This window comes from Bacillus sp. BACIII, assembly GCF_057836745.1.
The window spans coordinates 386,772-400,662 of the sequence record NZ_CM174437.1; the positions used below are offsets into that span (position 1 = coordinate 386,772).

A 13,891-nucleotide genomic window follows, 5' to 3' on the forward strand; every position below is an offset into this window, starting at 1 on the left:
GCCCAGCTCGCCTGCATATAGTGTGAAGAAACGTATTGTAATGACAAATGTACCGTTCACGTTTTGTGCATAGGAGGGGAAAACGTTGAAAATTCATATCGTTCAAAAAGGCGATTCGCTCTGGAAAATAGCTGAAAAATACGGAGTTGATTTTGAAGAATTAAAGAAATTGAATAATCAGCTGAGCAATCCAGACTTAATTATGCCTGGAATGAAGATAAAGGTGCCTTCAGAAGCCGTTCCGGTCAGAAAAGAACCAAAGGCAAACTTCGGAACGTCTGCGCATAAGCATGAGCATCCATATGCCAAAGAAAAACCGAAATCAGTTGTGGATATCGAAGACACCATACCGGAAGAACCAAAGCCGTCAATTCCGTATGTGCCGCCGATCCCTGAAAAGCATGAAAATGTGCTGCCGGAAGCTGATATGAATCAGTATTATCCGACCAATCAGCTGTTTCAGCCGTGGTCGCCTCCTAAGCCGGAGGAACCGGTGACACATTTTGTCGAGCCGAAAGAAAAAGAGCATGACAATAACATTCCACAACAGGAGGAAATGATCAACATGGAAAACGCGAATTACCCGAATATGCCAAAGGCGCCTCAAGCCGGAAAGATGGAAGAAGAAAACGCAGCTTATCATCTGCCGAACATGCCAAACATCCCGAATGTCCCATTTCCGAATATGCCGGCCGTTGAACCGCCTTTTATGCATTACCCGATTCCGTGCATGCCTTGTCCTTGTCCGGTTCCGGTGACACCGATGCTGCCGGGTTCGGGATTATGCCATCCGTGCTTCCCGGTAGGCGGAGGTTTCGGCGGTTTTGGAGGAGGTTTTGGAGGCTTTCCGGTAATGCCGATGCCGTTACCGTACGGATTCCATCATCCGGGATTTGGGCCGCAAGCGGGTTACGGTGAATATGAAAACCAGGCCCATGAAAATGCAGAGCATTTTGATGGTTTTGCATCTGGTTTCGGCGGTGCTCCATACGGACATATGCCGTATTACGGCGGCTATTCATCACATTATGCAAACGAGCCTCATCACGATGGAAAATTTAAGGACGATGATTGCGGCTGCAATGATTCGCATCATCACCATCATCACCACCACGGTTCACATCATCATGGTTCACATCACCATCACGCCAATATGCCTGTGCAGCCATATCCGAATATGGGCGCAAGTGCCGGATATTTTATGCCTTACGGCGGAGCAAATCCCAATGCCGCGCCGAATCAGCCGAGTCCAAATCAAGTATTCGGACGGCCGGAGGAAGATGAAGACTAATGTATCGGGACGATGTATGTCGTTCCTTTTTTTATGTCCGAAGAAGAATGGACATAACTGACAAGCTTAAACCCGCCGTCGGCCGCACATCCTAAACATGAGCGGAAACGCTCACACAGCGATGAATCCACGGGGGGTTTTTCCATTGGGCAAAAAACTGATGACAATCGCAGGCGTTTTAGCCGTGACTGCAAGTTTAACGGCATGCGGAGCAAATAATGCCATGAATGACGGACGCTACAATCAGACAACACGTCCGGTCGGGTATTATTCAAATGACAATGATAACGGCAGACGCCAGTACGGAATGGACCATCAAGGACCTGTTTCCGAAATGATGGAAAACCGAAACGGGCGCCGGGATACGACAAACGTGTCTTACCGAAACACGCCGAATAACGGGGTTCCGTTAACAACGGACGGCACATATAACGGCCGCAACGCCAATACGCCGCCGGCCGCTATGTCTTATAATGGGTATGACAATGCCGAAAACATCAGAATGGCGGCAAAAATTGCAAACCGCGTGAAAAAAGTAAAAGGCGTACAGGATAGTCAGGTCGTCGTGACTGACACGAGAGTCGTCATTGCTGTCAGAACAAATCATCCTTTTACGAAAAATGATGATCAACATGTCAAACATGCAGCCAAAAAATTCGCGGACGGCCGCGCAATTCAAGTATTTACTGATAACGCCACTTTTACAAAGCTTCAAGACATGAACAAAAACAGCCGTTAGACGGGACTGCCGGATGATTTCATCCGGCAGTATTTTTTTCATCATTTCTTTACATATTCTTAAAACGCTCTTTATATTGCGCTGTTAACATAAAAGTAAAATAAAACGTAACGGAGGGGCTGGGATGAAAAAAACGGAGTGCGACAAAAGCCGCGGGACAAAAACTGTGTATTTGACCGTAAGAGGATACCGACTCAAACTGACGCCCGGACAGATGAAACTGATATCAGCCGGCCGGGCATAATAAAGCGGGGCAGCCTTTATTAGAGGGCTGCTTTTTTTCGGCGAAGCAGTCAAAAGAAAGAAAACGGTTAAGCACCGGCATCTTTGGTCAAACTAGCATCAAGAGTTTGATTGAATAAAGAGGTGTTATTGGTGAAACGAATTTGCGGTGGGCGTCTTTTATTTATGTTTATCTTATCAGCTGCAGTCCTGATTTGCGGAGGAAACGGTGCATACGGGGCAGAGGTCGAGCATTACGGGCCGCTTCGGGTGCACGTCCAGCTGGAAAAGGTCTATCTTGACGGTGATGTCGGCATCGAACATACGGATGAAACCGTTTTGGCGATGGAAGACTTTTGGGCCGCATACGCCGGCTGGACGCTCGTTGAGCAGAAAAAAGGCTTCGTTCTTTTCCGTAAGCATGTTGATGATATTTCTCCGCTCAGTAAGGTAAACGGTTATATCGGTGTCACGGACGGAGGGGTGATTTCCACTTTTCACGGCCGTCCCGGATCGCTGTCGGAGCCGATCCAGTCTTTCTTCCAAATTGATTTAGAGCGGTTGGAAAGCCGGTTGCAAAAGCATTTGGAACACGGTATACCGTACAGGACAAAAGCGGAGTTTGAGAGCGTGATCGATCATATTAAGACTTACAGCGGCTGACTTTGACGCAAGACATGTGACACATGTCTTTTTTTTCTGAACGGAAGGTGTCAAAGCGAACATACGTTAACTTTTCTATAAGACTTTGGCTGTTTTTGTGTTACAATGATAAGCAGTCAAAGAGGTGAATAGGTGTGATTGAATTCGTGAAGGGGACGATTGATTACGTATCTCCCCAATACATCGTGATTGAAAACGGCGGAATCGGCTATCAGGTCTTCACTCCGAATCCGTTTATTTATAAGGTAAGCAATCAAGAGACCATTTTTACGTATCATCATATAAAAGAAGACGCCTTTTCTCTGTACGGCTTTTCAACCAGGGAAGAAAAAGCGCTTTTCACAAAGCTGCTGAACGTCACCGGCATCGGGCCGAAAGGGGCGCTCGCCATTCTCGGTTCCGGTGATCCGGGAGCCGTCATCGAAGCGATTGAACAGGAAGATGAAGCCTTTTTGGTGAAATTTCCGGGTGTGGGCAAAAAGACGGCGCGGCAGATTATTCTTGATTTAAAAGGCAAACTGGCCGATGTCGTGCCTGAAATGATTGACAACCTGTTCAATCATGAAGCGCGCATTGAAAAACAAGAGGCTGAAACGGCGCTTGACGAGGCGCTTGAAGCGCTCAGGGTTCTCGGCTACGCTGAAAAAGAAATTAAAAAAGTGCTTCCTCACCTAAAAGAGGAAACGGCGCTTTCAACAGATCAATATGTGAAAAAAGCATTGCAAAAATTATTAAAGTAAGGTGATGTTCATGGATGAACGGCTCGTTTCAAGTGAAGCAGACAGCCATGAATCAATAATCGAGCAAAGCCTCAGGCCGCAGAATCTCGCTCAGTACATCGGCCAAAAGAAGGTGAAAGAAAATCTGCGCGTGTTTATCGATGCGGCGAAAATGAGGCAGGAAACGCTTGACCACGTTCTTTTATACGGGCCTCCGGGTCTCGGAAAAACAACGCTTGCGTCGATCGTGGCCAATGAGATGGGTGTGGAGATGCGGACGACGTCAGGGCCGGCGATTGAAAGGCCGGGAGACCTGGCAGCCATTCTGACGGCGCTCGAACCCGGAGATGTGCTGTTTATAGACGAAATTCACAGGCTGAACCGTTCAATTGAAGAAGTGCTGTACCCGGCGATGGAGGATTTCTGCCTTGATATCGTCATTGGTAAAGGCCCGTCCGCCCGCTCTGTCCGTCTTGACCTTCCGCCTTTTACGCTGGTAGGAGCGACGACCAGGGTGGGATTATTGACCGCACCGCTCAGAGACCGGTTCGGGGTGCTGTCGCGCCTTGAATACTATACGCAGGAAGAGCTGACAGATATCGTGTCACGAACGGCTGAAGTATTTGAAGTGGATATCGAAGAAGCGCCGGCTCTGGAAATTGCCAGACGGTCAAGGGGAACGCCGCGGGTTGCAAACCGGCTTCTCAGAAGGGTGAGAGATTTTGCCCAGGTGCTCGGCGACAGCCGCATCACGGAAGAAATCGCTCACGACGCGCTCGAACGTCTTCAAGTCGATGCACTCGGCCTTGATCATATTGACCACAAGCTGCTGATGGGCATGATTGAAAAATTCAGCGGCGGTCCGGTCGGCCTTGATACGATTTCCGCGACAATCGGCGAAGAACCGCATACAATAGAGGATGTGTACGAACCGTATCTGCTGCAGATCGGATTTCTTCAGAGGACGCCGAGGGGACGGGTCGTGACCCCGGCTGTGTATGAGCATTTTCGATTGGAGGCACCCGCCTGTGACTGATTTTCCGAAGGTTCTCATGGTTCTCGGTGCTGTTTTGCTTATTGCCGGCGCAGTCTGGCACTTTGTCGGACGGCTGCCCGGAGATATTTTCGTTAAAAAGGGAAATGTCACATTTTTCTTTCCCGTTGTTACTTGTATTGTAATCAGTGTGATACTATCCATCCTGCTCAATTTTTTCGGCAGAATGAAATAACAATAGACAGAATAAAGGTGAAATGATGAAAGTCGATTTATTTGATTTTGAACTGCCTGAACGCCTCATTGCCCAAGTGCCGCTGAAAGAGCGTGACGCATCGCGGCTGATGGTGCTTGACAAACAGACGGGCGGTCTGACGGACAGTTCATTTAAAGAGATTGTCAGCTTTTTTAAAGAAGGGGATTGTCTCGTCTTGAACAATACCCGCGTGCTCCCTGCCAGATTATTCGGCACAAAAGAAGATACGGGAGCGAAAGTGGAGCTCCTGTTGTTAAAACAGGAAGAAAATGATACATGGGAAACGCTTGTAAAGCCGGCGAAACGCGTAAAAAAAGGAACGGTCCTGACATTTGGGGACGGCCGGCTGACAGCGGTCTGCACGGAGGAACTTGATCACGGCGGCCGGAAAATAGAATTCCGGTATGACGGGATTTTTTACGAAGTGCTTGAATCGCTCGGTGAAATGCCGCTTCCTCCTTACATTAAAGAACAGCTTGATGATAAAGAACGGTATCAGACCGTCTTTTCAAAAGAAATCGGGTCCGCCGCAGCTCCGACTGCCGGACTTCATTTTACGGAAGAGATTCTGGACGAGCTGAAGCAAAAGGGTGTGCGGATTGAATTTATCACCCTGCACGTTGGACTCGGCACATTCCGCCCAGTCAGTGCGGATGATGTGGAAGAGCATAACATGCACGCGGAATTTTATGAAATGACGGAAGAAACCGCCGCCTCTTTAAACGAGATCAGAAAGTCGGGAGGGCGCATCGTGTCGGTCGGGACGACATCAACGCGCACCCTTGAAACCATTGCCGGCGAGCATGACGGCGTATTTACCGCTTCAAGCGGCTGGACGTCGATCTTCATTTATCCGGGATATGAATTTAAAGCGATTGACGGCATGATCACCAATTTTCACCTGCCGAAATCTTCGCTTATCATGCTTGTTTCTGCGCTTGCCGGCAGAGAGCATGTTCTTTCCGCTTACCGTCATGCGGTAGAAGAGGAATATCGTTTCTTCAGCTTTGGCGACGCCATGCTGATTATCTAATTTGAATGACAGGAGGCCTCATACAAAGTGGCTGAACAACCGATACGTTATGAATTTATAAAGGAATGCAAACAAACGGGAGCGCGTCTGGGCAGAGTTCATACGCCCCACGGCTCCTTTGAGACGCCTGTATTTATGCCGGTCGGCACGCTTGCTACGGTAAAGACGATGTCTCCGGACGAGCTGAAATCTATGGATGCGGGTATTATTTTAAGCAATACGTACCATTTATGGCTCCGCCCCGGACATGACATTGTAAAAGAAGCGGGCGGGCTTCATCAGTTTATGAACTGGGACCGCGCGATTTTAACGGATTCCGGCGGTTTTCAGGTCTTTTCATTGAGCAAGTTTCGTAATATAGAAGAAGAAGGCGTACATTTCCGCAATCACTTAAACGGAGACAAGCTGTTTTTATCTCCGGAAAAAGCGATGGAAATTCAAAACGCCCTCGGTTCTGATATCATGATGGCGTTTGATGAATGTCCTCCGTATCCGGCAGAGTATGATTACATGAAACGCTCTGTGGAACGGACCAGCCGCTGGGCGGAACGCTGTCTGGAGGCGCACGGGCGCTCTGATGAGCAGGGACTGTTCGGAATCGTACAGGGCGGAGAGTATGAAGATTTGCGGACACAAAGTGCCAAAGACTTGGTTTCACTTGATTTCCCGGGTTATGCTATAGGCGGATTATCTGTCGGCGAGCCGAAGCACGTCATGAACAGAGTGCTTGAGTTTACAACTCCGCTTTTACCGAAGGACAAGCCGAGATATTTAATGGGTGTGGGTTCACCGGATGCCTTAATTGACGGTGCCATCCGCGGCGTGGATATGTTTGACTGCGTACTGCCGACCCGGATTGCCCGAAACGGCACGGTGTTTACGAATGAAGGGCGCCTGAACATGAAAAACGCCAAATATGAGCGCGATTTCCGACCGATTGACGAAGAATGCAGCTGTCATACATGCAAAAATTACTCCCGTGCTTACATCAGACATTTGATCCGCTGCAATGAAACGTTTGGAATTCGATTAACAACTTACCATAACCTTCATTTTCTGTTACACTTAATGGAGCAGGTCAGACAAGCTATCCGAGAGGATCGTCTTGGTGATTTCCGAGAAGAGTTCTTTGAGCGTTACGGCTATAATAAGCCAAATGCGAAAAGCTTCTAAATAAAAACCATTTTTGAAAGGAGGGAAACAGATGGGTACTTTAGGCACAATCGTTCCTATTATTTTGATGTTTGCAGTGCTTTATTTCCTGCTCATCCGTCCGCAGCAAAAGCAGCAGAAGGCCGTACGCCAGATGCAGGAAGAGCTGAAAAAAGGAGATTCAGTGGTGACAATCGGAGGATTGCACGGCACTGTTGAGTCAATTGATGAAAGCAAGGTCGTCATTAAAACAGGTGATAACACCCGTTTAACATTTGACCGCCGCGCAATCAGAGAAGCTTCTGCTGAATAACAGCGAAGCTCATACATACTAAAAAAGAGCGGAGAATCCGCTCTTTTTTTATTACGCTGATCTGCTGCCCTTCAAATTCACTCCGAAAATCCCGCCCAGCATACTGACTCCCAAAAAGCCGAGATGAAACAAAAGCTGACCGGATGCAAATGATTTTCCGAACCCTAAATATTGAAACAGCAAGATGATTAATGAGAAACAAACGGCGGTTAACGCTCCGATCATCCAGCCTTTTTCTTTTGCTTTGCCGCCGGAAATAAAACCGCCGGCAAATAAAGAAAGAAAAGAAAGCGCGGTGACCAGCCAGCTGAAAGATGACTCTTCCATTGAGGTAACCGTCAGCAGCAGTGAAATCGCCAGACTCGTAAGAAGCATCACTGCAAAGATAGCCACTAAGCCGTACAAGACGCCTTTACCCACTTGTTTTGTTTCTTCCATTTTGATCTCCTCTCCGCTCTGGGCCTGACATATGACAAGCCGGAGCCCGTCTTTTTCTAAATGTATTCTCTGAATGTTCGGATTAGACGTAAAAGCATCATGTTCAGTTCATTTCTTACATAAAACAGAGCGGATCGTAAATGCTATGAACGTTGGAGGTGCGATATGGGAGATATTTTCATTATTACGTTTCGTACGATAGTGCTTTATTTTATCATTCTTGTGATTTTCAGACTGATGGGAAAACGGGAAATCGGAGAACTGAGCATTTTAGACCTTGTCGTTTCCATTATGATTGCCGAGATTGCCGTATTGGCAATTGAAAATGTAGAAGATAAGCTTTTGCATACCATTGTGCCGATCGTCATTTTAATGATTATTCAAGTAAGCCTTGCTTTTATTTCGCTCAAAAGCCAAAAAATACGGCAGCTGCTTGACGGCAAACCCACTATTATCATTAAACAGGGAAAAATCGACGAACGTGCGATGAGGTCGCAGCGCTACAATTTTGATGATCTTCTTATGCAGCTGAGGGAAAATAACATCGAGAGAATCTCTGACGTGTCATACGCCATATTAGAGTCGTCGGGAAAGCTGTCAATCGTCAAAAAGAAAAACAATAAGGATAAGCAGATGGAAACATCGCTTATCGTTGACGGGGTCATTCAGAACGAGCATCTGGACAGAATCGGGAAAGATAAACACTGGCTCGAAAAAAACTTAGCGAAAAGAGGATATCAGGATCTTTCGGAAATATCATTCTGCACGTTTACGGACGGGGCTTTTTTTATTGATCTTAAAGATGAAAAAGGAGAGCCTTAATCGGTTTCACCGCGTCACAAACCGTCCGATGACCGGAATCCGGATCAGCTCCTCCCTTTTAATCAGCCTGAATAACAGCAGAAGCACAATGTATAGTATGACGGTCATGGCAATCCAGCCTGTAAGATTAACAGCCTCTGACCCTGAAAAATGAACGGCGCGCTTTATGAGTCGGCTCACATAACCGCAGATGAATATGACCGCAAAACAGAGCGCGTATTCTTTTATTTTAATGCTGATCGGAAGCACTTTGCTTACAGTGGCTGCATGGAGAAGGGTGACGAGCACCATTCCCGTCACAATCGCCAATGCCGCGCCCATAATGCCCAGAGAAGGCCTGGTCGCCAGCACAAAAATAAGGCCTGTTTTAACAGCGGCGCCGATAAAACTGTTCATCATGGCGGCTCCGGCTAAATTGAGCGCCTGCAGCACCGCTTGAAGGGGCCCCTGAAAATAATAGAGCAGAAAAAACGGCGCCATGACTTTAATAAAAACCGCCGCATTAGTCGATCCGTACATGACGGACATCAGCTCATCAGCGAAAGAGAATAAAATAACCACCGAAATGCCCCCGCTTAAAAGACACAGCCTCATCGCCTGTTCCAGACGGTATTCGACAACCTGCAGCTTTTTTTGCTCCATTCCTTCACTAATCGCAGGAACAAGGGCCGTTGACAGAGAATAGGTTATAAAGCTGGGCAGCGTCAAAACCGTCATGGCAAATCCGGTCAGCTCCCCGTACTGGCTGGTGGCAGCAGCGGTGGCGACTCCTGCAATTGCAAGGCTCTGCGCGACGACAATAGGCTCAAAAAACCAAGACAAGTTTCCGATGAATCGGCTTCCGGTTGTCGGGAGCGATACGCTCATCAGCTGACGAAAGGTCTCTTTTCCATTTGCAATCGATTTGAAAAATTGTTTTCTGATTCTGATTGTTTTTTTAGCTTTGAAACAAATGAATAAATAAATAAGAGAGGCGAGCTCTCCGATGACAGATGAAATCATGGCTCCGGCTGCGGCATATTCAATCCCGTACGGCAGAAACACTGTCGTGCAGACCGCGACAAGTGAAATCCGCACAATCTGCTCAAGCACTTGGGAAAATGCCAGCGGGTTCATATTCTGCCTGCCCTGAAAATAACCGCGCAGCACGCTGGAGATTGCGATAATCGGCACGACGGGCGTAATCGCCAGAAGCGGGTAAACCGTGCGTTGATCAGTCAGCATCGTTTCCGCCATAATCGGCGCAAAGCATAAAAACAGCGGCGTGAAGATGAGACTTAATATCCCGGTGATGGTAAGCGACATCACTAAAATGTGTTTCATTTTCTGCCGGTCCCCCCGGGCGCTTGCTTCAGCGACGAGCTTGCTGATGGCAACAGGGAGGCCGAATTGGGTCAAAGTGGTGGCCAAGAAAAATGTCGGGGCAGCCATCATGTACAATCCGACACCTTCTTCACCGATAAACCGGGCGATGACCACCCGATTGACAAAGCCGAGCATTCTTGTAATCATCCCCGCTGCGATGAGAATAAGAGTGCCCCTTAAAAAAGTCTGTTTTGCCATTTTATAACCCCTGCCTTCTCAAACTACCTGGAATCATATACAATAAAGATATGCGCCGATGTCGTCCGAGCATGACAAGTCTTCGAGAAAAAGGGAAAAAGGAGCGAGCGCCCATGGAGAAGCATCCCGCCGAAATGTATAAGGATCATTTGCGGCCTTTTTTGTACAGTAAACTTGAAGAGTTCAAAATTCTTGGATACGATGATGTTGAACACGAGAGTTTATGGTCATACCTAATACATAAAAAGTGGAAACAGAAAAAGGAAATGCCGCTGTATGAATTGGCCGGCGATATTTTATCAGTTAAAATTGGCGATTTTATGAACTATGCAACCGTTGAAGCTTTTAAGTCGTCTAATTGGCTGGAAAGCGATGAAGGTCAGGAAGCTTTGGATGAACTGCTGAGATAATGATTTGACGGCATAGGTTTAAGGAGGAAATACATAATGAAAAAAGGACGCTTGATTGCGTTTTTCCTGATTGTATTATTAATCGGCACAGGGCTGGGGTATTTTACAAAACCGGCTGCCAATAATATTACGTTAGGATTGGATTTACGCGGCGGGTTTGAAGTACTGTACGACGTGCAGCCCGTCAAAAAAGGCGATAAAATTACAAAAGACGTGCTCGTCAGCACGGTGCAGGCGCTGAACCGCCGGGCTAACGTTCTCGGCGTAAGCGAGCCGAACATTCAGATTGAAGGGAACAACCGCATCCGCGTACAGCTGGCGGGCGTCACGAATCAGAACAGGGCGCGCGAAATTCTCTCAACGGAAGCGCAGCTCTCATTCAGGGACACAAATGATAAAGAGCTTTTAAACGGCTCTGATCTCGTGGAAAACGGCGCGAAGCAGACTTTTGATCCGACAACGAACGAACCGATTGTCAGCGTGAAACTGAAGGATGCGGACAAGTTCGGAGAAGTGACGAAAAAGGTCAAGAAAATGGCGCCTAATAATCAGCTCGTCATCTGGCTCGATTATCAAAAAGGCGATTCATTTAAAAAAGAAGTCGGCAAAAAACATCCGAAATTTGTATCCGCTCCGAATGTGAGCAAGGAATTAAATACAAAGGATGTCACGATTGAAGGCCAGTTCACCGTTCAAAAAGCAAAGGACTTGGCCAATATTTTAAACGCGGGCGCACTGCCTGTGAAACTGACCGAAAAATACTCTACCTCAGTAGGGGCACAATTCGGACAGCAGGCTTTACATGATACGGTCGAGGCCGGCATCATCGGGATTGCAATTGTTTTCTTATTTATGCTGCTTTATTACAGACTGCCGGGACTCATAGCGGTCATTACGCTTTCTGTATACGTGTATATTACGCTGCAAGTGTTTGACTGGATGCAGGCTGTGCTGACTTTGCCGGGTATTGCGGCGCTCATTTTGGGTGTCGGGATGGCGGTTGACGCCAACATTATCACCTATGAACGGATAAAAGAAGAGCTGAAACTCGGCAAATCCGTCCGCTCGGCTTTCCGTTCAGGAAACAGACGGTCATTTGCGACGATCTTCGATGCGAATATCACAACGATCATCGCAGCGGTCGTGCTCTTTATTTTCGGGACAAGCTCTGTAAAAGGGTTTGCGACGATGCTGATCTTGTCAATACTGACAAGCTTTATCACAGCTGTCTTCCTTTCAAGATTCCTGCTCGGACTTCTTGTGGAAAGCAGATGGCTTGACCGGAAAAAAGGCTGGTTCGGCGTCAAGAAAAAACACATTATGGATATTCAGAAGACCGACGAAAATACTGAACCGCATACGGCATTCCAGAAATGGGATTTCACGAGCAAACGAAAATACTTCTTTATTTTCTCAAGCGCTGTAACCGTTGCGGGAATTATCATCTTGCTGATCTTTAAGCTCAACCTGGGAATCGATTTTGCAAGCGGTGCGCGGATTGACGTGCAGAGCAATCATGCTTTGACGGCGCAGCAGGTTGAAAAAGATTTTGACTCTCTCGGCATGGATCCGGAAAACATCGTGCTCTCGGGTAAAGAGAACCATGTTGCCGCAGCCCGGTTTGTCGGAGAGCCATCTAAAGAAAAGATCGCTGAAATCAAAACGTACTTTAAGGATAAATACGGAGCTGAACCGAATGTCAGCACGGTATCGCCGACAGTCGGAAAAGAACTGGCCCGTAATGCCTTATATGCTGTCGCCATTGCATCAATCGGCATCATTATTTACGTGTCAATCCGTTTCGAGTACAGAATGGCTATCGCCGCGATTGTATCCCTGCTGTATGACGCTTTCTTTATCGTCGCGTTTTTCAGCATTACAAGGCTTGAGGTCGACGTCACCTTTATCGCCGCTATTCTCACCATAATCGGTTACTCGATAAATGATACGATCGTTACATTTGACCGGATACGCGAGCAGATGAAAAAACGCAAGCCGAAGTCATTTGCCGATCTGGAACACATTGTGAATCTGAGTTTGCAGCAAACCTTTACACGCTCGATCAATACGGTCTTAACCGTTGTGATTGTAGTCGTCGTGCTGCTTATTTTAGGCTCATCGTCAATTACGAACTTCTCAGTCGCCTTATTGGTCGGTTTATTGACGGGTGTTTATTCTTCTCTTTACATCGCTTCACAGCTGTGGCTTGTATGGAAAGGAAAAGAATTTAAAGGGAAAAAATCAATCGAAGAGTAAAATGGGAACAGGCTGTCTTGCAGAAGGCAGCCTGTTTTTTAGGCTGCGTTGAACTTAAAACCTGCATTTGCTATAATGACATACGCTTACATAATCAATCATCATTGTAAAAACATGTAGGAGGGTTCTTATGAATGTTCGTGAGTCGGAACTTCCGGGCATCGGCCAGAAAGTCGAAATCATTACGAAAAATCATGATAAAATCAGTATTATTCTTCATGATGACGGCAGAAGAGAGCTCTATTACTTCGATGAGAAAGACTATGACGAGTGCTTGGCATCCGTTGAATTTAACGATGAAGAGGCGAGGCAGATTTCCGCTATTTTAGGCGGGATGACGTATAAGCCGAAAGCGCTGGAATCTGTGGAAGTTGCACTTGATGATCTCGTTATTGAGTGGTTTAAAGCCGAATCCCGCGCACCGGCTGTCAGCCGCACAATCGGAGATTTGGATATCAAGAAGCATTACAACGTCCAGATTATTGCGATCGTTAAGAAAAACCGGCAAAAACAGCTGAGCCCCGGCATTGATACTGTGATTGAAGAAGGGGACACCCTCGTCTTATCCGGTGAAAGAAGCGGATTGAAAAGGCTGGTCCGTGAGCAGTTAACGGCCCGGATTTCCTGAGACCGGGGTTTAATCTCTGGAAAATGAGGGAAAAGATAAGAATTAATAATTGGGGGCTGACGTATGAATAAACAATGGACTATTATATTCGCTTTACTATTTACTCTGATTGTCGCCATTTTTGCTGTTATTAACGTGCGGGCGGTTGAAGTTGATTATCTGTTCGGCACCGCTGAATGGCCGCTGATTTTAGTCATTTTGGGCTCTGTGTTAATGGGAGCGCTGATCGTATTTTCAGCCGGTATATTTCAAGTGATGAAGCTGAAGCGGGAAATTAAAATGCTGCGGAAAGAAAACAGATCCGCCGCTGAATTGCCGGCTGATCCGGACGGCAGAAAACCGGCCGCGCCGCCGGAAGAAATATTGGAAGAGAAAAAAGGATCAGAATAACA

Annotated in this window: 17 protein-coding genes; 15 read left to right on the forward strand and 2 right to left on the reverse strand. The window is 47.0% G+C overall.

Going from position 1 to position 13,891, the window contains the following annotated elements; genetic code table 11:
• Nucleotides 1-85: 85 nt before the first annotated feature.
• The 10 genes from safA (at nucleotide 86) to yajC (ending at nucleotide 7,382) form a co-directional block, all read left to right on the forward strand.
• Nucleotides 86-1,291 (forward strand): SafA/ExsA family spore coat assembly protein, encoded by a 1,206-nt coding sequence (gene safA, locus ACXN9U_RS02060; protein WP_060964654.1) that lies wholly within the window; start codon nucleotides 86-88, stop codon nucleotides 1,289-1,291.
• A 145-nt stretch (nucleotides 1,292-1,436) separates the two neighbouring features.
• The gene (locus ACXN9U_RS02065; RefSeq protein ID WP_438420315.1) at nucleotides 1,437-2,030 is read left to right on the forward strand and encodes a YhcN/YlaJ family sporulation lipoprotein; all 594 of its coding nucleotides are present in this window, start codon (nucleotides 1,437-1,439) and stop codon (nucleotides 2,028-2,030) included.
• 124 nt (nucleotides 2,031-2,154) lie between these two features.
• On the forward strand, nucleotides 2,155-2,274 hold the full coding sequence (locus tag ACXN9U_RS02070; protein ID WP_420913147.1) for a hypothetical protein: 120 nt from the start codon (nucleotides 2,155-2,157) through the stop codon (nucleotides 2,272-2,274).
• Between the two features lie 164 nt (nucleotides 2,275-2,438).
• Nucleotides 2,439-2,915, forward strand: coding sequence for a sporulation cell-cell signaling protein BofC (bofC, locus tag ACXN9U_RS02075; protein WP_060965130.1), 477 nt, complete (start codon nucleotides 2,439-2,441; stop codon nucleotides 2,913-2,915).
• Nucleotides 2,916-3,049: 134 nt separating this feature from the next.
• Nucleotides 3,050-3,655 (forward strand): Holliday junction branch migration protein RuvA, encoded by a 606-nt coding sequence (gene ruvA / locus ACXN9U_RS02080; protein WP_003152683.1) that lies wholly within the window; start codon nucleotides 3,050-3,052, stop codon nucleotides 3,653-3,655.
• Nucleotides 3,656-3,665: 10 nt separating this feature from the next.
• Nucleotides 3,666-4,670: a Holliday junction branch migration DNA helicase RuvB gene (gene ruvB, locus ACXN9U_RS02085; protein ID WP_045926484.1), complete on the forward strand. Its 1,005-nt coding sequence runs from the start codon at nucleotides 3,666-3,668 to the stop codon at nucleotides 4,668-4,670.
• Nucleotides 4,663-4,863 (forward strand): DUF2905 domain-containing protein, encoded by a 201-nt coding sequence (locus ACXN9U_RS02090; RefSeq protein ID WP_003152687.1) that lies wholly within the window; start codon nucleotides 4,663-4,665, stop codon nucleotides 4,861-4,863. The genes ruvB and ACXN9U_RS02090 overlap by 8 nt, the downstream gene beginning before the upstream one ends.
• A 25-nt stretch (nucleotides 4,864-4,888) precedes the next feature.
• A complete protein-coding gene (gene queA / locus ACXN9U_RS02095) occupies nucleotides 4,889-5,917 on the forward strand; it encodes a tRNA preQ1(34) S-adenosylmethionine ribosyltransferase-isomerase QueA (RefSeq protein WP_047475550.1) in 1,029 nt (342 codons plus the stop codon).
• A 27-nt stretch (nucleotides 5,918-5,944) separates the two neighbouring features.
• Nucleotides 5,945-7,090, forward strand: coding sequence for a tRNA guanosine(34) transglycosylase Tgt (tgt, locus tag ACXN9U_RS02100; protein ID WP_016938804.1), 1,146 nt, complete (start codon nucleotides 5,945-5,947; stop codon nucleotides 7,088-7,090).
• A gap of 31 nt (nucleotides 7,091-7,121) precedes the next feature.
• Nucleotides 7,122-7,382 carry a preprotein translocase subunit YajC gene (gene yajC / locus ACXN9U_RS02105; protein WP_012118091.1) on the forward strand — a complete coding sequence of 87 codons (261 nt, stop codon included), beginning with the start codon at nucleotides 7,122-7,124 and terminating at the stop codon, nucleotides 7,380-7,382.
• A 51-nt stretch (nucleotides 7,383-7,433) separates the two neighbouring features.
• Here the strand turns inward: yajC and ACXN9U_RS02110 are convergent, their stop codons facing one another.
• On the reverse strand, nucleotides 7,434-7,820 hold the full coding sequence (locus tag ACXN9U_RS02110) for a TIGR04086 family membrane protein (RefSeq protein ID WP_489202124.1): 387 nt from the start codon (nucleotides 7,818-7,820) through the stop codon (nucleotides 7,434-7,436).
• 165 nt (nucleotides 7,821-7,985) lie between these two features.
• Between ACXN9U_RS02110 and ACXN9U_RS02115 the strand changes: the two genes are divergently transcribed.
• Nucleotides 7,986-8,642, forward strand: a complete 657-nt coding sequence (locus ACXN9U_RS02115; RefSeq protein WP_060964656.1) for a DUF421 domain-containing protein — start codon at nucleotides 7,986-7,988, stop codon at nucleotides 8,640-8,642.
• Between the two features lie 6 nt (nucleotides 8,643-8,648).
• Here ACXN9U_RS02115 and spoVB read toward each other — a convergent pair whose 3' ends face one another.
• Entirely contained in the window at nucleotides 8,649-10,205 is a 1,557-nt protein-coding gene (gene spoVB / locus ACXN9U_RS02120) for a stage V sporulation protein B (RefSeq protein WP_101605410.1), read from the reverse strand.
• Nucleotides 10,206-10,318: 113 nt separating this feature from the next.
• On the opposite strand from spoVB, the gene ACXN9U_RS02125 reads away from it, so the two are divergent.
• From ACXN9U_RS02125 to ACXN9U_RS02140, 4 genes are all read left to right on the forward strand, one after another.
• The gene (locus ACXN9U_RS02125) at nucleotides 10,319-10,615 is read left to right on the forward strand and encodes a post-transcriptional regulator (RefSeq protein ID WP_016938808.1); all 297 of its coding nucleotides are present in this window, start codon (nucleotides 10,319-10,321) and stop codon (nucleotides 10,613-10,615) included.
• A 36-nt stretch (nucleotides 10,616-10,651) separates the two neighbouring features.
• Nucleotides 10,652-12,871, forward strand: coding sequence for a protein translocase subunit SecDF (gene secDF, locus ACXN9U_RS02130; protein WP_489202125.1), 2,220 nt, complete (start codon nucleotides 10,652-10,654; stop codon nucleotides 12,869-12,871).
• Between the two features lie 130 nt (nucleotides 12,872-13,001).
• Entirely contained in the window at nucleotides 13,002-13,499 is a 498-nt protein-coding gene (locus ACXN9U_RS02135; RefSeq protein ID WP_060964658.1) for a cation:proton antiporter regulatory subunit, read from the forward strand.
• 63 nt (nucleotides 13,500-13,562) lie between these two features.
• A complete protein-coding gene (locus tag ACXN9U_RS02140; protein WP_016938811.1) occupies nucleotides 13,563-13,889 on the forward strand; it encodes a LapA family protein in 327 nt (108 codons plus the stop codon).
• Nucleotides 13,890-13,891 lie beyond the last annotated feature (2 nt).